Raw genomic sequence first — 17387 nt, 5'->3', positions numbered from 1 at the left:
AAGAAGCTGCTCAGGCGGCAAGCGGCTCGTCGGCGAGGTAGGGCGGCGCGGGCTCGTACTGGATGTAGCGGCGTACGGCGCGGGCGTGGTCGCGGCCGTGCAGGGCGCCGATGAGCCACAGGGCGCTGTCGATCCCGGCAGACACGCCCTGGCTGGTGACCAGATTCCCGTCCACGACATAGCGGGCTTCGCGTGCGACCGTCACATCGCCGTGCGCCTCAAGGGTGTCCTCATAGTTCCAGTGTGTGGCCACCCGGCGACCACGCGCCGGACCGGCCGCGTGCAGCAGGGCGGCGCCGGTGCACACGCTCGCCAGCCAGGTGACCTGCCGGGCGGTTTCGGCGATCCAATCGAGCAGTACGGGGTTGTGCAGCTGACCTATGCGGGCGCCACGACCGCCGGGGACCAGCAGCACGTCCAGCATCGGATGGTCGTCCAGCGTGTGGTCAGGCAGCACCCGCATGCCCTTGTTGCAGCGGACCGGGTCAGGCCGTTCGGCGATCAGCACGGCGGTGTCGGCGTCGCTGCGGAGCATCGAGGAGGCGGTGAACACCTCCCAGGGGCCAATGAAGTCCAGCTCCTCGGCCTCGTCGAAGATCAGCAGACCGTAGGTCGTCATGAGTACTCCTGTGCGGTAAGGGGGTCGGCAGTGGACCGGAACCTGCTCCGGTAGTCGGACGGCGCGACGCCGAGGTGCCGGTGGAAGGTGCGGCGCAGGGTCTCGGCGGTACCGAAACCGCAGCGGCGCGCGACGGCTTCCACCGGTTCGTCGCCCTCGGCGAGCGCCCGCTGTGCGGCCTCGACGCGGGCGCGTTCGACGTAGGCCGCGGGTGGGACACCGAGTTCGGCGGTGAACCGGCGTTGCAGGTGGCGCGGGCTGAGCCCGGCGTGCGCTGCCAGTTCGTCGATGGCGTGCCGGGCGCGCAGGTCCGCGTGGATGGCCGCGACTGCGGCTCGGACGGGGTCTGTGGCCGGCGGTGTGGTGGACAGCGCCACGCTGAACTGTGCCTGGCTGCCGGGCCGCCGCAGGAACAGCACCAAGTGGCGGGCGACGGCGTGGGCGACGTCGCGGCCCAGGTCGTCCTCCACCAGCGCCAGTGCCAGGTCCATGCCGGCGGTGACACCGGCCGAGGTCCATACGCGGCCGTCGCGGACGAAGATCGGCGCGCTGTCGACGTGCACCCGTGGGTACTCGCGGGCGAGCTGTCGGGCGCGGCCCCAGTGCGTGGTGACCCTGCGGCCGTCCAGCAGTCCGGCTGCGGCCAGCAGGAAAGCACCGCTGCACACTGAGGTGACGCGCCGCGCACCGGCCGCCGCGGCGGCGATCCACCCGGTCAGCGCCGGGTCGTGCCGGGCCCTGTCGACGCCCGAACCGCCGGCCACCACCAACGTGTCGACACCGTCGGACGGCGCGTCGTCCACGCCGTGCCCGGCGTGCACCGGCAGTCCGCTGCCGGAGCGCAGCAGCCCGGCGCGGGCCGCGACGATGTCGCATTGGTAGCCGCCGGCCAGGAGGTCGGCGCGCTGGAACACCTCGTACGGGCCGGTCAGGTCGAGGGTCTGGAATCCGTCGAAGATCACGAAAACGATGCGGCGTCCTTCCACGCCGTCCACCCTCGATCGCCACCGCGCCGACGTCAACGACGACTACCCCACAGATCGCGCCACCGGTTCCGGGGCCGCGAACGTGGCGCGGTAGGCGGTGGGCGACGTGCCCAGGACCCGCCGGAAGTGCAGCCGCAGGTTGGAAGGGCTGCCCAGCCCGCACCGCTCGGCCACCTGGTCGATGGTGAGTCCGGTGCTCTCCAGGAGTTCCCGCGCCCGGTCGATCCGGGCCGCGAGCAGCCACCGCAACGGCGTGGTTCCGGACTCGGCGACGAAGTGCCGGGCGAAGGTCCGGGGCGCCATGTGCGCATGTGCGGCGAGTCGACGGACCGTCAGCGGCTCATGCAGATGGGCAAGGGCCCACTCCCGGGTGGGTGCGAGCGTGGTGCCGTCCGTCGCGCCGGTCAGTGGGCGCCTGATGTACTGCGCCTGCCCGCCGTCGCGGTGGGGCGCGGCAACCACGGTGCGCGCGGCCTCGTTGGCGGTCGCGGCGCCCAGGTCGCGCCGTACCAGGTGCAGACACAGGTCGATACCGGCCGCAACACCGGCCGAGGTCAGTACCTGCCCCTCGTCCACGTACAGCACCCGCGGGTCCACCGACACCCGTGGGTGCCGCGCCGCCAGATCATCGGCGAACAGCCAGTGGGTGGTGGCCGTACACCCGTCCAGAACGCCGGCGGCGGCCAGGGCGAACGCACCGGTGCAGACGGAAACCAGCCGCCGGCCTCTGGCGTGCGCTGCGGCCAGGGCTTCGAGCACGGCCGCAGGCACCTCGCTCAGATGCGGCGCGTAGCCCGGGACCACCACGGTGTCCGCGCGCTCCAGCGCCTCCAGTCCCGCCGTCACCGTCACGGCAAACCCTGCCGCCGTCGGCACCGGGCCCGCCGAGCGCCCGCACAGCACCATCTCGTACGGCTCGTCCGGCACCGCGGTGAAGACCTGGGCCGGAATGCCCATGTCCAGGGGCAGCACACCGTCCAGCACCAGCACCGCCACCCGGTGCGGCGCACCACCACCGCACGCGCCGTCGGGATTCGTCGAGGCAGTTTCCTCTCGCATGGCGGCAATCCTGCCACTGTCGCGCCTCGGTGTCCCCGCCGAGCATGGAGGCGTGCCCGGCCCGGCGCCGAGGACCAGCCCTGTCCGCACCTCTCAGAAAAGACACCTGATGGACACCATGGACGCTTACGAACAATTGCCGTTTCCCCGCACCGAGATGGCGCTGAAGACGCTCCGATTCGTCAAGGGGATCGAGGATCCCGCGATCTTCAACCACAGCCTGCGCACCTACCTCTACGGGCGCACTCTCGGCGAACAGCAGGGCCTGCGCCCCGATCACGACTACGACGACGAACTGCTGTTCCTGGGCTGCGTACTGCACGATGCCGGGCTCAGCTCCGAGGGCAACGGGGATCAGCCCTTCGATATCGACGGCGCCGATCTTGCCGCCCGATTCCTCAGCGAGGAGGGGATGTCGGCCGACCGGGTCGAGGTCGTATGGGACGCCGTCGCCCTGCACCTGCACTACGAGATCGCGCAACGCAAGCGGCCCGAGATCGCCCTCGTGACGGCCGGTGCCGGACTGGACCTCGGCGACGACGACCCGCCCGTCCTTCCGGCCGGCTACGCCGACCGCGTCCATACCGTGCTGCCCCGCCTGCATGCCGCTGCCGTGCTCTACGACACGATCGTCGGTCAGGCACTCGACAAGCCGCACAAGGCGCCGCCCTTCACCATGCCCGGCGAACTTGTCCGCCAGCAGACCCAGGAGCCTTGGCCCACCTGGAAACAGCTGATGACCCAGCCCTCCGGCTGGAACGACTACGCGGGCTACGAACCGAAGAGGTGAGTGCCGACAGCGGGGCACTGGGCCTGCGGCGGGGCTGGCAGCTCCTCCCTGCGCGTAGGGCACCAGCGTCTTGCCTCTGAGCCCCTGCCTCCCCCATCCATGCAGGTCAGGCCACCGGTAGACTCCCGTCGACGCAGGTCAGGTGAACCAGCGGCACGGGTTGCACGGGAGGACCGGGATGTTCGGGAACTATCTGATCGGCCTGCGGGAGGGCCTGGAGGCCAGTCTGGTGGTCTGCATCCTCGTCGCCTACCTGGTCAAGACGGAGCGGCGGGATGCCCTGCGCCCCGTCTGGCTGGGTATAGCGGCGGCCTGCGCCATCTCCCTCGCTTTCGGCGCGACGCTCGAGTTCGGCTCGAAGGAGCTGACGTTCGAGGCGCAGGAGGCGCTCGGCGGCTCGCTGTCCATCCTCGCCGTCGGGCTGGTCACCTGGATGGTCTTCTGGATGCGCCGTACAGCCCGGCATCTGAAGAGCGAGCTGCACGGCAAGCTGGACGCCGCTCTGCAGATGGGCACCGGCGCGCTGGTCGCCACCGCGCTGCTGGCCGTCGGCCGCGAGGGGCTGGAGACCGCGCTGTTCGTCTGGGCCTCGGTACGGGCCGGCGGCGAGGGCAGCTCCTCGCCGCTGATCGGCGTCCTGCTGGGCCTGGCCACCGCCGTCGTCCTCGGCTGGCTCTTCTACGGCGGCGCCCTGCGGATCAACCTCGCCCGCTTCTTCACCTGGACCGGCGCCATGCTGGTGGTCGTGGCCGCGGGGGTCCTCGCGTACGGCGTCCACGACCTCCAGGAAGCGCGCTTCCTGGGCGGCCTCGAGAACAAAGCCTTCGACATCAGCTCCACCATCTCCCCGGACAGCTGGTACGGCACCCTTCTGAAGGGCGTCTTCAACTTCCAGCCCGACCCGACGGTCATCCAAGTCGTGGTCTGGGTCCTCTACTTGGGCGTGACGATGGCCTTCTTCCTGGCCCCACAGCGGGGCGCGTCCACGCGGAAGCCGACGACGACGGCGGCCTGAGCAGCTCGTCGGGGCTCGTCGGGGCTCGTCGGGATCAGCCGATTTATGGCCCGAGTATGGCCGTCGGCTGACGCCCAGGGGACGCGGATCGTCTCTGAGATGGGCTCACTTGCCCTTGGCGAGCTGATCGACACGCGGAACCGAGATGCCGAGCAGTTGCGCAACTTCGCGCAGCTTCATGTTCTCGCGCAGCTCGACCACCGCCTCACCCCGTACTGATTTCACGCGCCGAGCCGCCTCGGGCAGCAGGTCGTCGGCCAAAGCCCGGGCCGTCACCTCACGGTCGACCGGGTCGGGGATGGAGTCAAGACAGGCGAGTGCGGCTTCGATGTGTGCAGCCATGGCCGCGCGCACTCCGGGGGCTACTTGCGGGAGGGGAGCGGGCGTGTCGGTCATACGGTAAGCCTACGACGCTCCGCGAGCCCCTTCTACCCCCTCTTGATTTCTTCTAGCCCCCCTCTAAAAAATGGGTGCTACACCGACAGAGGGGGTCCACGTGAGCCAAGAGGACGTGACCCTGATCCTCACGGCCGTCTCCGCACTGTCCAGCGTGATCATCGCGATCGGGACCATCACCTCCGTCTGGATCGCCTGGGAGTCGATCAAGCGGCGGGGCAAACGCCGCCGCCGCTGAGATGGATGCCGCACCGCTTCATCAATGGAGCCCCCAACGGTGGTTGGCCGTCGCCACCTTCGCCGACATCACCTCGGCGCGGGTAGCCGGCCGCAGGTGCTGCGGATCAGCCGCCCATGCGGGCCCACCCGGGCGTACGAGCCGCACCGCGCCGTCCTCCGCAACCGAGTGGACGAAGCCCGCCGTGCGGCGGGCAAGGTCGGTGACGACCTCGCCCTTCCGCCATTCCGTACGGCTCAACTCCCTTGCCTGCCCAGCGCCTTGGCCAGCTTCTCCGCCGTCGCCAGATTGCAGCCGCCCAGTTCGAGAAGCGGGCTGCGCAGTGCGGCGCTCGCACAGGAGGCGAGGTCCACCCGGAGTGAGGGCAACATGATGTCCGCCTCGGCGAGTGCGGTACGGAGCCGCTCGCATGTCTCCTCCGCATCGCGGAGCTTGGCCAGCGTCGGGTTCTCGTGACGGCTCTCTGCCATGGAACGCGCCTTTCTTGAGGGGGATTTCACTTTCTGTGGCCCCACAGTGGCGCTCCGGACATAGCCTTGTGGAGAGCAATCGCTGTGCACCTGTGCTTGTCAAGAGGCGGAGAGTAAAGATGGCCGCAGAGAACGCCCTCGAAGTCGATCCCAAGGTGTCGACCCTGGCCTACTTCGGCACCGAGTTGCGGATCAGAAGGGAAGAGGCCGGACTGAGCCAGGTCAAGCTGGCCCGGCACACCTTCTGCACCCACTCGTACATTTCCCGGATCGAGTCCGCGAGCCGCGTCCCGAGCGAGGAGTTCGCCCAACGCTGTGACGAGGTGCTCGGCACAGGTGGAATGTTCGCCCGCCTGTGGCCCGTAGTGATCGAGCACGCGTACCCGGACTGGTTCCGGCCGTTCGTGGAACTGGAGAAGGACGCCGTCAGCATTTGGAACTTCGAGAACCAGGTCGTGCCGGGGCTGTTGCAGACGGAGGAGTACGCACAAGCACTCTTCGCCGCCGCCCGCCTGTCGAACGCCTATGAGCTGGTGGCGGCCAGAATGACCCGCCAGCACATCCTGGAGCGCGAAAATCGGGCCACGCTGTGGGTCGTTCTCGACGAGAACGTGCTGCGCAGGACCGTCGGTGGCCCGGAAGTCATGGCCCGACAGCTGCGGTCCGTCATGGAGGCGACGGAGGACCCCCGAACCATCGTGCAGGTCGTCCCGTTCGATGTGGGGGCGCATGCCAGCATGGATGGGCCGTTCGCCGGGCTGACGATGACCGAGGGCGCCGACGTCGTATACATCGATGGCCGTGCCCGCGGCCACATCAGCGCCGCACCAGCCGAGGTCACCGGTTACCACCACGCCTATGATCTGCTGCGAGCCGATGCACTCCCTCCCAGTGCGTCAGTCGACCTGATCGCTGCCAGAGCGAAGGAACTCTCATGACCAGCGCGACCGATCTGCCCGTCACAACATGGCGCAAGAGCAGCTACAGCGGCCAGAACGGCGGCAACTGCCTGGAGGTCGCCGTCGACTACCCCGGCCCCTCCCTCCCCGTCCGCGACTCCAAAAACCCCCAAGGCCCCGCCCTCCTCATCCCCTCCCCCGCCTGGCAGGCATTCATCACGCAGGTCCGCGAAGGCGGCTTCAGCCAGGACCGAACTCCCGTCACCTGAGCGGTTCTCGTTCGGCCCGGCGGGCGGGCCGGAGGGCAACTTGCCGTGCCGTTGACGTGCGCTCCGGCAGGTTCAGTCGAGGGCGGTGCCCTGGCGTGCTTCCAGGTGGGGCGGGGGCTGGATGCCGGTGGGGAGGGCCGGGTCGGCGCATAGGGTGCCCCAGAGGGTGTGGAGGGGGAGTTCGCCCGCCCACAGGCCGAGTTCGGCGTCGGGGCTGTCACCGTCGTCGGGGGCGCCGGTGCGGATCTTGACGGACGCCTCGTCGAGGGAGAGGGCGAGCAGGGAAGTGGCGGCCAATTCCTTGCGGTTGGGGCGGCGGGCGTAGTCCCATTGGCCGGGCGTCACCTGCTCGGTGAGGCAGCGCAGGCCCGTCCACTTCTCGTCGGGGTCGGTGACGCGGCGGGGGATGCCGAAGATCATGGCACTGCGGTAGTTGATGCCGTGCTCGAAGACGGAGCGGGCCAGCACGAGTCCGTCCACGTGGGTCACGGTGACGCACACGTTCGCCGTCGGGGAGGCGACCAGGCTGCGGCTGGCGACCGAACCGTGTACGTACAGCGTGCTGCCGTCGGAGCCGTAGACGGTGGGCACCACCATGAGGCTCCCGTCGACGGTGACCCCGAGGTGGCAGACGAACCCCGCAGCAAGGATGGCCTCCAGGTCGCCCCGGTCGTGGCTGCCTTGCTCGCGCAGTCTGCGGTGTCGAGTGCGGTCCGTCTGCGACAGGGACCGGCTGGGGGCTGGCTGGCTCATACGGCACCTCGTGGGCGTGCTGCGTCGGACTCGGCTCAAGCTACTGTTTTCTTTGCTGTATGACCAGAGCACCATGGAAAGCGTTGCAAAAATAATCCACGGCAACGGATTCCGCAGCACGTCCGCACCCGGTACCGGTTCCTCGTGCGCGGTTGCTTGTCGAGGTCCCCGGTGGCTGTTTGACTGCTTGGTTGGCTGCGCCACATCGGTCCGGCTCCCACCGGGAGGCCCCATGGAGATCACGCGTCGACATGTGCTGTCCCTCTTGTCCGCTGCCGGGCTGGCAGCGGTGATTCCCTCCACCGAGGCGTTCGCCGCGGCGGGCAGTGCCCATGGCGGCGACGCCGGTGTCGAGCGGCTGCTCGGCAACATCCGTGCCGTCCTCGCCGGGACGCCGGAGTCCAACTCGCGCCCCGAGACGGCGGCCAAGCTGGCGGCGGTCGCCGAGGCGGCCCGCAGCCATCTGGCGGACATGGCTGCCGCGGGCGAGAACGAGTTGTTCCGCGGGCTGCCGCTGGGCAGCAGCGACGCGAACCTCAACACGTCGTTCCGGCGGCTGTACGAGATCGCCCTGGCCGCCCGCGCCCCGGGCATCCCGTCCGGCGGCCCGCCCGGCGATGCCGCCACCCGGCGCCGGGTCGTCGACGGGCTCGTCTCGCTGCATGAGCGCTACTACGGCGACCAGTCGCAGGGCTACTACGGCAACTGGTTCAACTGGGAGATCGGCATCTCCACCAGCGTCACGGCCACCCTGGTGCTGCTCGCCGAGGACGTCGCCGCACAGCGGCCCGAGCTGACGCACCGTTACATCGCATCGATGGACGCGTATCTGCGCAACGGCAAGGACGGCGACGTCGATCTCGACTCCCGATTCCACACCGGCGCCAACCTGGCCGACATCACCACCAACCGGATTCTGCAAGGCGCTCTGCTGGGCGACGAGGCACGGATCCGCAAGGCGCTGGAGGATCAGCTGACCGTCTACGCGACGATCGACCCGTACCACCTGAACCACGGCGTCACCGACGGGCACTACGCGGACGGCTCGTTCATCCAGCACACGTCCGTCGCCTACACGGGGTCGTACGGAAAGGGCCTGCTGACCCGGGCTGTGCAGATGCTGAAGTTCCTCGACGGGACCGGGTATGCCAACACCGAGGTGCTGGTGCCGGTGGTGCACCGGTGGGTGACGGACGGTTTCGCGCCCGTCGTCTTCGAGGGCTGGATGATGGAGATCGTCAAGGGTCGGGCCGTCTCCCGTACGGGTGGCGGATACGCCGACAGCGCGGCGGTGGCCGAGGCCGTCACCGATCTGTCGGCGTATGCGGAGGGGGAGCGGGCCTCCGCGCTCAAGAGTTACGTCAAGCATCTGGACGCGGCCTCGGCCACCCCGCCCGACCCGGCGCGCTTCGTCTCGCCGCTCACGGTGGTGCGCCACGCTGCGATCCTCGCGGACGGTTCGGTACCGGCCGCCGACCTGAATCCGGCAGCGCGCTGCACCGCCTTCAACGCCATGGACAGGACGGTGCACCGGCGCCCTGGGCACGCCTTCGCGCTGGCCCGCAGCTCGGAGCGGATCAGCAAGTACGAGTACATGAACGGGGAGAATCTGCTGCCCTGGTTCCAGGGCGACGGCGCGTACTACCTCTACCTCGCCGGGGAGGACCAGCGGGACGCGTTCGGTGTGGACTACTACACCACCGTGCCGCCCCACGGGCTCGCTGGTGTCACCGCCCCTGACGAGCAGCGGAAGAGCGTCCCCGAGCTGTACGGGAAGCCGTACTACGACAACCCGGACCACCCGCTGCACTTCACGCCCTCTTCCGAGTCGCAGAACACGTATGTGTACTTCCCGCGGGGCACCGACCGCCACTCCGGCGGCGCCGTACTGGGTGCGTACGGGACGGTTGGGATGGTGCAGTCCGACGACATCGCCTACGCGGAACGCGACCGGCTGCCCGACGACTTCACGGTGTACCGGAATGCGACGGCCACCAAGTCCTGGTTCCTGCTGGACGACGAGATCGTGGTGCTGGCGGCAGGTGTCGGGGACGGGGAGGGAGAGGGAGGCGGCCGGGCGGTGACCACCACCGTGGATGCGCGTATCGCGGCTCCGGACGCCATCGTGCGGATCAGCGCGGAGCGTGCCGGTGGCGGCCGGTGGTCGTCCGCCACGGGCACGGAGCGGCTGCGCTGGCTGCGGTACGCCGACGAGACGCGGGGGTCGGCGGTCGGGTATGTGTTCCTCGGCTCCCCCGGCGCGGACCGCCACCCGGTCACCGTCGCTCTGGAGACCGTCACCCGCAGCCGCCGGGTCGTCCGTACCGCGAACCCGGACACCGCCGTCACCCGCCAGGTCTTCCGCGCCGCGTTCCGGCAGGAGGCGGGTGCCGCGCCGCGGTCCTTCGCCTACGCGCTGGTGCCGCACGCCACCGAACGGGACCTGCGCGCCTACGGTGCTGATGGCGGCCCCCTCGCCGTCCTCGCCAACACCACCCGCCTCCAGGCGGTGCGGCACACCGGGCTCGGCCTGCTGGCCGTCAACTCCTTCGGCGACGGCAGGCGGACGGTCGCGGGGCTCGCCCTCGACGGCCCGGCCTCGGTCCTCGTCCGTCGCGGAGGCGGCAACGGGCGGGTGACCGTTGCCGCCTCCGATCCCACCATGCGGCGTGACCGGCTCACCGTCCTGCTGCGCGGCCGTCGGCTGCGCCCCGTCTCTTCGGTACCCGACGTACGGGTCGGCCCCGCGCCGGGCGGCACCCTGCTGAGTATCCGCACCCGGCATGCCTACGGGCGGTCCTTCGCCGTCACTCTCCGCTGAGTACCCGGCATGGGGGCTGCGCCCCGTCAGGGGCGCGGGGAACTGCGCGACCGGCCACGACGCTCCCGCAGCCTGGGGAATCGGGCAAGGGGCACCCTCTCGTCAGAAGTGGGTACTCGGCATACGCACGCGGGATCGCGGTTAGCGAGAGGAGCGACACGATGAGTGACCAGACACCGACGCCCTCCCAGGCTGAGGGTGAGCGCGACAACGGCTTCGCGGAGGCCCGTTCCATACCACCCTCGGAACGCCGCAAGGCCGAGCATCCGGACCTCCCGCGCACCACACCGTCCCAGGCCGAGGGCGAACGCGACGAGGACTCGGGCTGATCCGCCCGGATCAGCCCGTATGTGTCTTACGCAGCCGGTCAGCGCCCAGCCCTGCCTCGATCAGCACGGTACCCCCCGCACCGCGGCCGATCTCGGCGATGCCGAGGAGCAGGTGGTCGCAGCCGATGAGCTCGGCACCGGACTGTTCCGCCTGCTCCTCCGCGAGGGCGATGGCCTTGCGGGAGTACGGGGTCCAGGCGATGCGCTCGGCCGCCTGGGAGGCGCCCATGCTCAGCCGGTCCCCCACGGCGCGGTGGATCTCCTCGGGGTCGGCTCCTGCCGCGGCCAGCAGCGCTGTGGCGCTGTTGCCCTCCGAGGTGAGCCCCCACAGCAGGTGTTCGGTGCCGATGTAGTTGTTGCGGTGCTGCATGGCGGCCTGCTTCATATGGGCCATGGCCTGCTGGAGTTCCTCGGTGAGGACCTCCGGCGTGTATCTCTTGTGCGGGGCGTGGAAGCGCTGTTGCACCGCTTGCCGGGTGACACCGAGGGCGGCACCGATGTCCGTCCAGGAGATGCCGTGCAGCCGGCAGTGTTCCACGTAGTCTTCGACCAGGTCGTCCGCGAGGACCTGGAGTTGGGATGCCAGCTCGGCGGCCGAGGCCAACAGGGCGAGCCAGTCGGGCTGTTCGTGCCCGCCGGGGCGGTGCGCGACCTCGCAGGTGCGGTCGACTTCCGCGATGAGAGCGTCCAGGTCAGGAAGTGCCATAGGTCAAGTACGCCTTGACAAAACGTCTTTGTCAAGGTCGCCTTGCACTCGTCTCGTTCGGCGGGGCACCGCGCTCCTTACGGGGCGCGGGTTCGGGCCCGCTTCAGGGCTTGGTCGGCCTCGCGCACGCGGGCGCGAGCTGCCTGCCTCGCGTCGCGGGCTGCCCGCAGCTCTTCCTCGGCCTGGCGGAGTTGCTCCCGTGCTTCCGCGACGTTCTGTTCGGCCTGCCGATGGCGTTCCTCGGCGCGGTCGGCCTCGGCCTGGGCCGTACGTTGTTCGTCCTGTCGGGCCCGTAGCTCTCGCTCAGCCTCGCGCGCCTTCTTCCGGGCCGCGTCGGTGCGGCGGGGCCGAGCCGGGGCTTCGGCGGCGGACTCCGCGATATCGCCCGTGAAGCCGACCGGGGCGGGGAGGGGTTTGGACAGGTGGCCCGCGGCCCATTCGCGGCCGGCGTCGGGGTCGGCCAGTGCGGCGTGCAGGGTCTCGGTGACTTCGCGCTGGGCGTCGTCGCTGATCCGTCGGCCTGCCCGGGCCGTCAGCTCGCGGGCCTGCCGGGCGAGGGCTGCGGTGATCTGCCGCTGCCGCGCGGACAGCTCGCGGAGCTGGTGGCCGTCCAGGTCGCGGTGGGCCGCGCGCAGCGCCTCCCCCAGCTCCAGCAGCAGCCGCGCCTCCTCGGGTTCCTCGCGGACGAGGAGGTTGCTGGCCCACGCCGCCGCCGTCGGGCGGCGCAGCCCGCGGATCCGCTCGGCCAGCTCCCGCTCCCCCGCCGCGCGGGCCTGCTGCGCCCGCGCGTCGCGGGTGGCGGTGAAGTCAGCGGGCTGCAGTCCGTACAGCTCGTCCGCGACAGCGTCCAGATCCAACCCGTCCTCCAGGAAAGCGCGTCCGACACCTGCCCCACGGCCGTTCCCGCGGCCCCGTCCGGCACAGCCGGACCCTTCGGAGAAGCACCCGACGGCGCCACCGGTTGACCCGGATGCCCGCGGTGGCGTGACGGCGCACGTACGCGATCCGGAGGGAACTGTGCTGGAGTTCCAGTACTAATGAGGACAACGGAATTCGGTGGCAAAGCGGCGATTATCCGCTGTTCGACTTTTCGCCTGCACCGGGCGCGGTGTGGGGAATACGGTTCTGGATCAGTCACGTGGGGCAGTGCGCCCCATGTCCAGGTCATGCGCCCCTGACGCTTCAACTCCGTCCCGTCGGGGGGTTATTCGACGATTCCCTTGCTTTCCCTGCGGTCGCTTTCTGAAATGGATTCTCCGAAGTCCGTCATGGAGAGCGAGAACCCAGACGTCGAGAAAGAAAGGGAGCCGCGTTCGAGGAGATGACGGCTTCGGAGCCCGAGGCGTTTGCCGGCCGCAGCTTCCTGCCCTCCACAGGAACCGCGCCTGAAGCCTGATCGGGCCCCGTGCCCCTGGCCGCCTGCACCGGACGGTCAGGGGCACGGCACGCGGCGAAGGGACGCCGCTGCCTGTACATGCGGCGTACCGCCGAGCCCGGACGGCGCATCCGGCGCCAGGCGTACCGGCGGCGCGAGACGTACCCGGCCGAGTTCCGGCCGACGCAGGCGGCTATCGAAACCCGCACATGAGACCCCGGCGGTCCCGGCCCTGCGCAGGGATTGATCCCGCCCATCAACGCGAACCTCGGCGACACGGAGGGCACTCCGGCCGGCATCGACCGGCCCACCTACCACTGGCTCGGCTCCCTGCCCACCGACCCGGACAAGCTGCTGGACTATCTGTACGCCAAGACCCCGCGGGCCAAGGGCACGGGGCCGGACCGACGCGAGCGGGACCAGGCGGTGTTCGAACGGATCGGGTCGCTCCTCGGCAGTGTGATGCCACCCGAGACCAGCGCTGCTCTCTACCGGGCCGCGGCCGAGCTGCCCGGTGTCACCCGGGCTCCGGGGGCCCGCGACGCCATCGGCCGGCAGGGGCTCGGTATCGCCCGTGACGACAAGCAGCACGGCGTCCGGACCGAGTGGGTCTTCGACAAGGAGGATTTCTCCTTCCTCGGCTCCCGCAGTTACCTCACCAAGGACACCAGCTACGGAAAGGCGGGAACGCTGCTGTCCAGCGAGGCGGAGCTGGAGCACGCCGTCGTCGACAAGGCCGGCCGCCGGCCCGGCAGCGCGGACGAGCAGACGGCGACCGAGCACAGGAGCTGACCGCACCGGGAAGCGGCGGAGTGAGCAACATCACAGATTTCGGTGGGTTCCGCGGTGAACTTTTCGCTCCGTGACCGCATCCAATCTCCCGTAAGCGCACAATTGACCGGCCTCGAGGGGGAAGACCGAAATGACGGAGAAGCACCACCGCACCAGCGCGGCAGGGCAGCTGTGCAAGCGCGTCGGCGCTGCGGGCCTGGCAGTCGCCGCGGCCGCGGGGCTCGGGCTCGTCGGAGCCGGGGCCGCGCAGGCACTCGGCAGCCAGGCGACGGCCACCGTACCCACCTGTCGGACGTCGGGGCTGACCGCCTCGTTCGGGGAGAAGCTCGGGGGCGGGATGAACCACGAGGGGGTCGTCCTCAAGCTGAAGAACACCAGCGGACAGACCTGTAATCTGCGCGGCTACCCGGGACTGGGCCTGGAGGACTCCGGCCACCGGACGCTGGGCTCGTCCGTCCACTGGGGCGACACCTATTACGCGCAGGACCCCGGCAAGAAGACGCTGAAGCTCAAGAACAACCAGAGCGCCGAGGCCGTCATCGCCTGGACCCACGCCAACGCCGGCACCCCCGAGGCGCGGCACGCCGGATACCTCCAGGTCACTCCGCCCGCCAACACCACCCACAAGACCCTCAAGCTCCCCACCTGGGTGGACAACGGCCGCCTGGACGTCACAGCGTTCGCCCCGAAGGTGCCGGTCGGCTGATCCCGTCCGGCCGGCCACAGGCTCCCTACGCGCACATCCTGTGCCCCTGTCAGCGTGCAGCCGACAGGGGCACAGCTGTACCGACCGGGTGTCCAGGCTCGTACGGCACCGGTTTCGCCTGCCGGTGCCGTACGAGCGCTCGGGGGGTCGGCCACGCCTCGGCTACCTCGCCGTGGACACGAGCTTGCCGTCGGCGACTTCGGTGACGCCCAGGGCCTGCCGCAGTTTCCGTACCGCGTGATACAGCCGCGACTTCACGGTGCCCGGCGGAATGCCGAGTACCAGGGACACCTCGCGCGTCGACCTGCCGGTGCAGTACGTCTCGTACAGCACCTCGCGGTGCGCGGGCGAGAGCGTCCGGAACGCCTTTACGAGCACCAGGGAGGAGAGCACCCGGTCGATGTCGTCGGTGTCGGCCAGCACGTCGTCCAGCCAGGCGGTGCCGTCGACCTCCTTGGGGAGGCCCGATCCCGCCGCTCCGGCCCTCCAAGGTGTCCGGGCAGCCAGGGCGTCTCCCCCGTCATCCCGGCCTACGACGCGAAGCTGACCGGAAGGTGGTCGAGGCGGGTCTCCCATGTGGAGGCGGTGTCGGTGAGCTCGGTGGGGTCCACGGTGAGGCGGAGGCCGGGGAGGCGGTGGATCAGCACCTCCACGGCCGCCTCGATGATGGCTTGGCCGATGGCCTGCCCCGGGCATTCGTGGGGGCCGCTGCTGAACGCCAGATGGGCCTGGTTGCCCCGTACCGCGGTACCCGTGTGCGGGCGGATCTCCGGGTCCAGGTTTCCCGCGGCCAGGCCGAGGATGAGCAGGTCGCCGACCTTGAGGTGCTGGCCGCCGAGTTCGCAGTCGGCGGTGGCGAACCGGCCGGGGAGCACGGCAAGTGGCGGCGAGTTCCACATCATTTCCTCGATGATCGCCGAGACGGTCAGCTGTCCGCTCACCACCTTGGCGAGGTGGGAGTCGTTGCTGAGGATCGTCTGGAGCACCCGCGCCAGCAGGTTGCTGGTGGTGGTGTGGGCTGCGATGAGCACGAGACGCAGGTGGTTCTGGACCTCGTCGTCGTCCAGGGAGGCAGGGTGCTGAATCAGTCCCGTGGCGAAGTCCGGGCCGGGTTCGGCGCGTTTGTGCGACGTGAGGGCGGCGAGCACTCGGCCGATGCGATCGTTGTGCGCGATGGCGTCCTCGCCGCCCTTCATCATCTGGGCGCAGGACGCCGCCAGGCTCTTCCCCTCGCTCTCCGGCAGGCCGAAGAGCCGTGTCAGGACGAGCATCGGCAGGTATTCGGCGTACTGGAGCACCAGATCGGCCTGCCCGGTGTCCGCGAAGGCATCGATCTGCTGGTGGGCGAAGTGGACGACGTGGCGGCGTATCCCGCGATCGGCGACCGTCCGCATGCTTTCGGTGACGGCTGTGCGCAGCCGCTGATGGGGCTCGCCGTCCTGCGAGAGACAGTCGGGACGCCACCCCAGCATCGGAACGAGCGGTGAGGTCTGCTCGATCCGCCCCTCCTGCCAGTCCCGCCATTTGCGCGAATCCCGGCTGAACTGGTCGGGGTTGTCCAGCACCCGCCGGTTCTCCCGGTAACCGAGTACGAGCCAGGCGGGCACGTCGCCCTCCAGCAGCACCGGCGCGACCTGCCCGTACTGTTTGCGCAGCCGGGAGTAGGTTCCGTACGGATCGACCGTGGACTCCGCCGCGTACAGCCGCGTCGCGGCACCGGCGTGCCGCACGGGACAGCCCGCGGGCGGGTTCGGCGGGTCAGGGGGCGGACTGTCGGAGGGCTGGGCGTTCATCGGGGCTCCAATGCGGCAACAGACCGGTCCTTGATGTGGTGGATGAGCGCGATCAGCACATCGCGGCTGGCCGCCCGGTCGCGTGCGTCGCAGGTGAGGATCGGTGTGTGCGGGTCGATGGCCAGGGCCTCCCGCACCTCCTCGGCGGGGTAACTGCGGGCGTCGGGGAACATGTTGAGGGCGATGACGAACGGTACGTTCAGCCTCTCCATCTCCTCGATGGCCCGGAAGCTGGACTGCAGCCGCCGGGTGTCCACCAGGACGACCGCGCCGAGAGCGCCCTTGAACAGGCCGTTCCACAGGAACCAGAACCGCTCCTGCCCCGGCGTGCCGAACAGATACAGCACCAGTTGTTCGTTGAGGCTGATCCGGCCGAAGTCGAGGCTGACGGTGGTGCTCTTCTTGTCCGCCACGCCGACCAGGTCGTCGACGCCGACAGTGGCCTGCGTGAGGGTTTCCTCGGTGGTGAGCGGCACGATTTCGCTGACCGAGCCGACCATGGTCGTCTTCCCCGTGCCGAAGCCGCCGGCGACCATCACTTTGACCGATCGGCTTCCCGCGTGCAGCGCTTCCGCCCGTTGCGGAAATGCCGGCCGGTCAAAGCCGTTGAAGTCCACTGAGTACCTCCTCAAGGAGCGCGAGGTCGGGCCCGCCGTCGCGCGTACCTGCGATGGGATCACGGGCTTCCACGCCGCCTGTGTTCAGCAGGTCGGCCACCAGCACCGAGAGAACGTTGAAGGGCAGCTCCAGATACGCGCCCAGCTCGGCCACCGACAACGGGTCGCGGCAGGTCCGGAGGATGGCTTCGTGCTCGGGCTTGATGCCCGGTTCGGGCGCGGAGCGGGCGACGATGAGAGTGGCCACGTCGAGGCTCGCCGCTCCCACGGTGGGCGCGCTGCGGCCGTCGGTGAGTATGTAGTAACGCTCCAGCCCGGACGGCCCCGGGCCCAGTTGCCGTTCGGTCATCCAGGCTGCTCCTGGCGCGGAACGGTGCCGAGGAGATCGCCCATCCTGCGGGCGCAGTCCCTCATCTGGTGTCCCAGCAGGCCCTGGTCGAGCCCCGTTTTGGCCAGCACGCCCAGGTACGTCTCGGTGCCTGCGCGTACGACGAAGAGGTGTCCGCCGTCGACCTCGATCCCGGCGAGCCGCAACTGGCCGTTGTTCTTGGGGAACTGTTCGGCGACGGGCTGGGCCAGCGACTGAAGGCCCGCGACGATGGCGGCGAACCGGTCGGCGTCATCGGTGTCCGCGCCGAACGCGGTGATGGCCTTTCCGTCCGAGGAGGCCACCACGGCGAAGCGGATCTCCGGGATGCTCTCCGCCAGGTCGCGGAGTGCCCAGCTCAAGTCGGGCTGATGCTGCGTCATGTGG

Annotated in this window: 23 protein-coding genes; 9 read left to right on the top strand and 14 right to left on the bottom strand. The window is 69.8% G+C overall.

Annotated features, from left to right (window positions below; genetic code table 11):
* Positions 1-10: 10 nt before the first annotated feature.
* The 3 genes from ACTWP9_RS03930 to ACTWP9_RS03920 are packed head-to-tail and all read right to left on the bottom strand — an operon-like array spanning position 11 to position 2664.
* Positions 11-619 (bottom strand): DJ-1/PfpI family protein, encoded by a 609-nt coding sequence (locus ACTWP9_RS03930; protein ID WP_443244524.1) that lies wholly within the window; start codon positions 617-619, stop codon positions 11-13.
* A complete protein-coding gene (locus tag ACTWP9_RS03925; protein WP_443244523.1) occupies positions 616-1605 on the bottom strand; it encodes a GlxA family transcriptional regulator in 990 nt (329 codons plus the stop codon). Before ACTWP9_RS03925 ends, ACTWP9_RS03930 begins: the two co-directional genes overlap by 4 nt.
* A gap of 42 nt (positions 1606-1647) precedes the next feature.
* Entirely contained in the window at positions 1648-2664 is a 1017-nt protein-coding gene (locus ACTWP9_RS03920; RefSeq protein ID WP_443244522.1) for a GlxA family transcriptional regulator, read from the bottom strand.
* 118 nt (positions 2665-2782) lie between these two features.
* Between ACTWP9_RS03920 and ACTWP9_RS03915 the strand changes: the two genes are divergently transcribed.
* Positions 2783-3454, top strand: coding sequence for an HD domain-containing protein (locus tag ACTWP9_RS03915; protein WP_443244521.1), 672 nt, complete (start codon positions 2783-2785; stop codon positions 3452-3454).
* A gap of 178 nt (positions 3455-3632) precedes the next feature.
* Entirely contained in the window at positions 3633-4469 is an 837-nt protein-coding gene (gene efeU, locus ACTWP9_RS03910) for an iron uptake transporter permease EfeU (RefSeq protein WP_443244520.1), read from the top strand.
* Positions 4470-4574: 105 nt separating this feature from the next.
* On the opposite strand, the gene ACTWP9_RS03905 is transcribed toward efeU, so the two are convergent.
* Positions 4575-4865, bottom strand: a complete 291-nt coding sequence (locus ACTWP9_RS03905) for a hypothetical protein (protein ID WP_443244519.1) — start codon at positions 4863-4865, stop codon at positions 4575-4577.
* A gap of 100 nt (positions 4866-4965) precedes the next feature.
* Here ACTWP9_RS03905 and ACTWP9_RS03900 point away from each other — a divergent pair, with 100 nt between their 5' ends.
* Positions 4966-5103, top strand: coding sequence for a hypothetical protein (locus ACTWP9_RS03900; protein WP_443244518.1), 138 nt, complete (start codon positions 4966-4968; stop codon positions 5101-5103).
* 21 nt (positions 5104-5124) lie between these two features.
* On the opposite strand, the gene ACTWP9_RS03895 is transcribed toward ACTWP9_RS03900, so the two are convergent.
* Both ACTWP9_RS03895 and ACTWP9_RS03890 read right to left on the bottom strand, forming a co-directional pair.
* Positions 5125-5343, bottom strand: a complete 219-nt coding sequence (locus tag ACTWP9_RS03895) for a hypothetical protein (protein ID WP_443244517.1) — start codon at positions 5341-5343, stop codon at positions 5125-5127.
* The gene (locus ACTWP9_RS03890; RefSeq protein WP_443244516.1) at positions 5340-5573 is read right to left on the bottom strand and encodes a hypothetical protein; all 234 of its coding nucleotides are present in this window, start codon (positions 5571-5573) and stop codon (positions 5340-5342) included. The genes ACTWP9_RS03895 and ACTWP9_RS03890 overlap by 4 nt, the downstream gene beginning before the upstream one ends.
* A gap of 119 nt (positions 5574-5692) precedes the next feature.
* Here ACTWP9_RS03890 and ACTWP9_RS03885 point away from each other — a divergent pair, with 119 nt between their 5' ends.
* A complete protein-coding gene (locus ACTWP9_RS03885; protein WP_443244515.1) occupies positions 5693-6511 on the top strand; it encodes a helix-turn-helix domain-containing protein in 819 nt (272 codons plus the stop codon).
* The gene (locus tag ACTWP9_RS03880; RefSeq protein WP_443244514.1) at positions 6508-6741 is read left to right on the top strand and encodes a DUF397 domain-containing protein; all 234 of its coding nucleotides are present in this window, start codon (positions 6508-6510) and stop codon (positions 6739-6741) included. Before ACTWP9_RS03885 ends, ACTWP9_RS03880 begins: the two co-directional genes overlap by 4 nt.
* Before the next feature lie 72 nt (positions 6742-6813).
* Here ACTWP9_RS03880 and ACTWP9_RS03875 read toward each other — a convergent pair whose 3' ends face one another.
* Entirely contained in the window at positions 6814-7494 is a 681-nt protein-coding gene (locus ACTWP9_RS03875; RefSeq protein ID WP_443244513.1) for a pyridoxamine 5'-phosphate oxidase family protein, read from the bottom strand.
* Between the two features lie 232 nt (positions 7495-7726).
* Between ACTWP9_RS03875 and ACTWP9_RS03870 the strand changes: the two genes are divergently transcribed.
* Together ACTWP9_RS03870 and ACTWP9_RS03865 are read left to right on the top strand one after the other, a co-directional pair.
* On the top strand, positions 7727-10315 hold the full coding sequence (locus ACTWP9_RS03870; RefSeq protein WP_443244512.1) for a polysaccharide lyase family 8 super-sandwich domain-containing protein: 2589 nt from the start codon (positions 7727-7729) through the stop codon (positions 10313-10315).
* A gap of 161 nt (positions 10316-10476) precedes the next feature.
* Positions 10477-10644 (top strand): hypothetical protein, encoded by a 168-nt coding sequence (locus tag ACTWP9_RS03865; RefSeq protein ID WP_443244511.1) that lies wholly within the window; start codon positions 10477-10479, stop codon positions 10642-10644.
* A 10-nt stretch (positions 10645-10654) separates the two neighbouring features.
* Here ACTWP9_RS03865 and ACTWP9_RS03860 read toward each other — a convergent pair whose 3' ends face one another.
* Positions 10655-11350: a Clp protease N-terminal domain-containing protein gene (locus tag ACTWP9_RS03860; RefSeq protein ID WP_443244510.1), complete on the bottom strand. Its 696-nt coding sequence runs from the start codon at positions 11348-11350 to the stop codon at positions 10655-10657.
* A gap of 77 nt (positions 11351-11427) precedes the next feature.
* Positions 11428-12207, bottom strand: coding sequence for a hypothetical protein (locus ACTWP9_RS03855; RefSeq protein WP_443244509.1), 780 nt, complete (start codon positions 12205-12207; stop codon positions 11428-11430).
* Positions 12208-12968: 761 nt separating this feature from the next.
* On the opposite strand from ACTWP9_RS03855, the gene ACTWP9_RS03850 reads away from it, so the two are divergent.
* Both ACTWP9_RS03850 and ACTWP9_RS03845 read left to right on the top strand, forming a co-directional pair.
* Positions 12969-13517: a CU044_5270 family protein gene (locus ACTWP9_RS03850; RefSeq protein WP_443244508.1), complete on the top strand. Its 549-nt coding sequence runs from the start codon at positions 12969-12971 to the stop codon at positions 13515-13517.
* Between the two features lie 130 nt (positions 13518-13647).
* Positions 13648-14223: a DUF4232 domain-containing protein gene (locus ACTWP9_RS03845; protein WP_443244507.1), complete on the top strand. Its 576-nt coding sequence runs from the start codon at positions 13648-13650 to the stop codon at positions 14221-14223.
* Positions 14224-14385: 162 nt separating this feature from the next.
* Here ACTWP9_RS03845 and ACTWP9_RS03840 read toward each other — a convergent pair whose 3' ends face one another.
* From ACTWP9_RS03840 to ACTWP9_RS03820, 5 genes are read right to left on the bottom strand one after another with little or no spacing between them, the layout of a single operon-like run.
* The gene (locus ACTWP9_RS03840; RefSeq protein ID WP_443244506.1) at positions 14386-14799 is read right to left on the bottom strand and encodes a sigma factor-like helix-turn-helix DNA-binding protein; all 414 of its coding nucleotides are present in this window, start codon (positions 14797-14799) and stop codon (positions 14386-14388) included.
* Positions 14754-16016 carry a cytochrome P450 gene (locus ACTWP9_RS03835; RefSeq protein WP_443244505.1) on the bottom strand — a complete coding sequence of 421 codons (1263 nt, stop codon included), beginning with the start codon at positions 16014-16016 and terminating at the stop codon, positions 14754-14756. Before ACTWP9_RS03835 ends, ACTWP9_RS03840 begins: the two co-directional genes overlap by 46 nt.
* On the bottom strand, positions 16013-16633 hold the full coding sequence (locus ACTWP9_RS03830; RefSeq protein WP_443244504.1) for a GTP-binding protein: 621 nt from the start codon (positions 16631-16633) through the stop codon (positions 16013-16015). The genes ACTWP9_RS03835 and ACTWP9_RS03830 overlap by 4 nt, the downstream gene beginning before the upstream one ends.
* Positions 16614-16982 carry a DUF742 domain-containing protein gene (locus ACTWP9_RS03825; RefSeq protein ID WP_443244503.1) on the bottom strand — a complete coding sequence of 123 codons (369 nt, stop codon included), beginning with the start codon at positions 16980-16982 and terminating at the stop codon, positions 16614-16616. The genes ACTWP9_RS03830 and ACTWP9_RS03825 overlap by 20 nt, the downstream gene beginning before the upstream one ends.
* Complete coding sequence (locus ACTWP9_RS03820; RefSeq protein WP_443244502.1) at positions 16979-17383, bottom strand: roadblock/LC7 domain-containing protein; 405 nt, start codon at positions 17381-17383, stop codon at positions 16979-16981. Before ACTWP9_RS03820 ends, ACTWP9_RS03825 begins: the two co-directional genes overlap by 4 nt.
* Positions 17384-17387: the final 4 nt, after the last annotated feature.

It is taken from the genome of Streptomyces sp. 3N207, assembly GCF_052246355.1.
In the GTDB taxonomy this organism is placed as follows: domain Bacteria; phylum Actinomycetota; class Actinomycetes; order Streptomycetales; family Streptomycetaceae; genus Streptomyces.
Note: the sequence above shows the minus strand (reverse complement) of the source record. Positions and strands in the feature narration are given on the sequence as shown.

Bases quoted from the DNA above. Each gene is read 5' to 3' on its own strand.
- ACTWP9_RS03920 (WP_443244522.1), bottom strand. From the start codon at position 2,664: ATGCGAGAGGAAACTGCCTCGACGAATCCCGACGGCGCGTGCGGTGGT.
- ACTWP9_RS03885 (WP_443244515.1), top strand. From the start codon at position 5,693: ATGGCCGCAGAGAACGCCCTCGAAGTCGATCCCAAGGTGTCGACCCTG.
- ACTWP9_RS03835 (WP_443244505.1), bottom strand. From the start codon at position 16,016: ATGAACGCCCAGCCCTCCGACAGTCCGCCCCCTGACCCGCCGAACCCG.
- ACTWP9_RS03915 (WP_443244521.1), top strand. From the start codon at position 2,783: ATGGACGCTTACGAACAATTGCCGTTTCCCCGCACCGAGATGGCGCTG.
- efeU (WP_443244520.1), top strand. From the start codon at position 3,633: ATGTTCGGGAACTATCTGATCGGCCTGCGGGAGGGCCTGGAGGCCAGT.
- ACTWP9_RS03880 (WP_443244514.1), top strand. From the start codon at position 6,508: ATGACCAGCGCGACCGATCTGCCCGTCACAACATGGCGCAAGAGCAGC.
- ACTWP9_RS03875 (WP_443244513.1), bottom strand. From the start codon at position 7,494: ATGAGCCAGCCAGCCCCCAGCCGGTCCCTGTCGCAGACGGACCGCACT.
- ACTWP9_RS03905 (WP_443244519.1), bottom strand. From the start codon at position 4,865: ATGACCGACACGCCCGCTCCCCTCCCGCAAGTAGCCCCCGGAGTGCGC.
- ACTWP9_RS03825 (WP_443244503.1), bottom strand. From the start codon at position 16,982: ATGACCGAACGGCAACTGGGCCCGGGGCCGTCCGGGCTGGAGCGTTAC.
- ACTWP9_RS03870 (WP_443244512.1), top strand. From the start codon at position 7,727: ATGGAGATCACGCGTCGACATGTGCTGTCCCTCTTGTCCGCTGCCGGG.
- ACTWP9_RS03890 (WP_443244516.1), bottom strand. From the start codon at position 5,573: ATGGCAGAGAGCCGTCACGAGAACCCGACGCTGGCCAAGCTCCGCGAT.
- ACTWP9_RS03845 (WP_443244507.1), top strand. From the start codon at position 13,648: ATGACGGAGAAGCACCACCGCACCAGCGCGGCAGGGCAGCTGTGCAAG.
- ACTWP9_RS03840 (WP_443244506.1), bottom strand. From the start codon at position 14,799: ATGGGAGACCCGCCTCGACCACCTTCCGGTCAGCTTCGCGTCGTAGGC.
- ACTWP9_RS03820 (WP_443244502.1), bottom strand. From the start codon at position 17,383: ATGACGCAGCATCAGCCCGACTTGAGCTGGGCACTCCGCGACCTGGCG.
- ACTWP9_RS03930 (WP_443244524.1), bottom strand. From the start codon at position 619: ATGACGACCTACGGTCTGCTGATCTTCGACGAGGCCGAGGAGCTGGAC.
- ACTWP9_RS03860 (WP_443244510.1), bottom strand. From the start codon at position 11,350: ATGGCACTTCCTGACCTGGACGCTCTCATCGCGGAAGTCGACCGCACC.
- ACTWP9_RS03865 (WP_443244511.1), top strand. From the start codon at position 10,477: ATGAGTGACCAGACACCGACGCCCTCCCAGGCTGAGGGTGAGCGCGAC.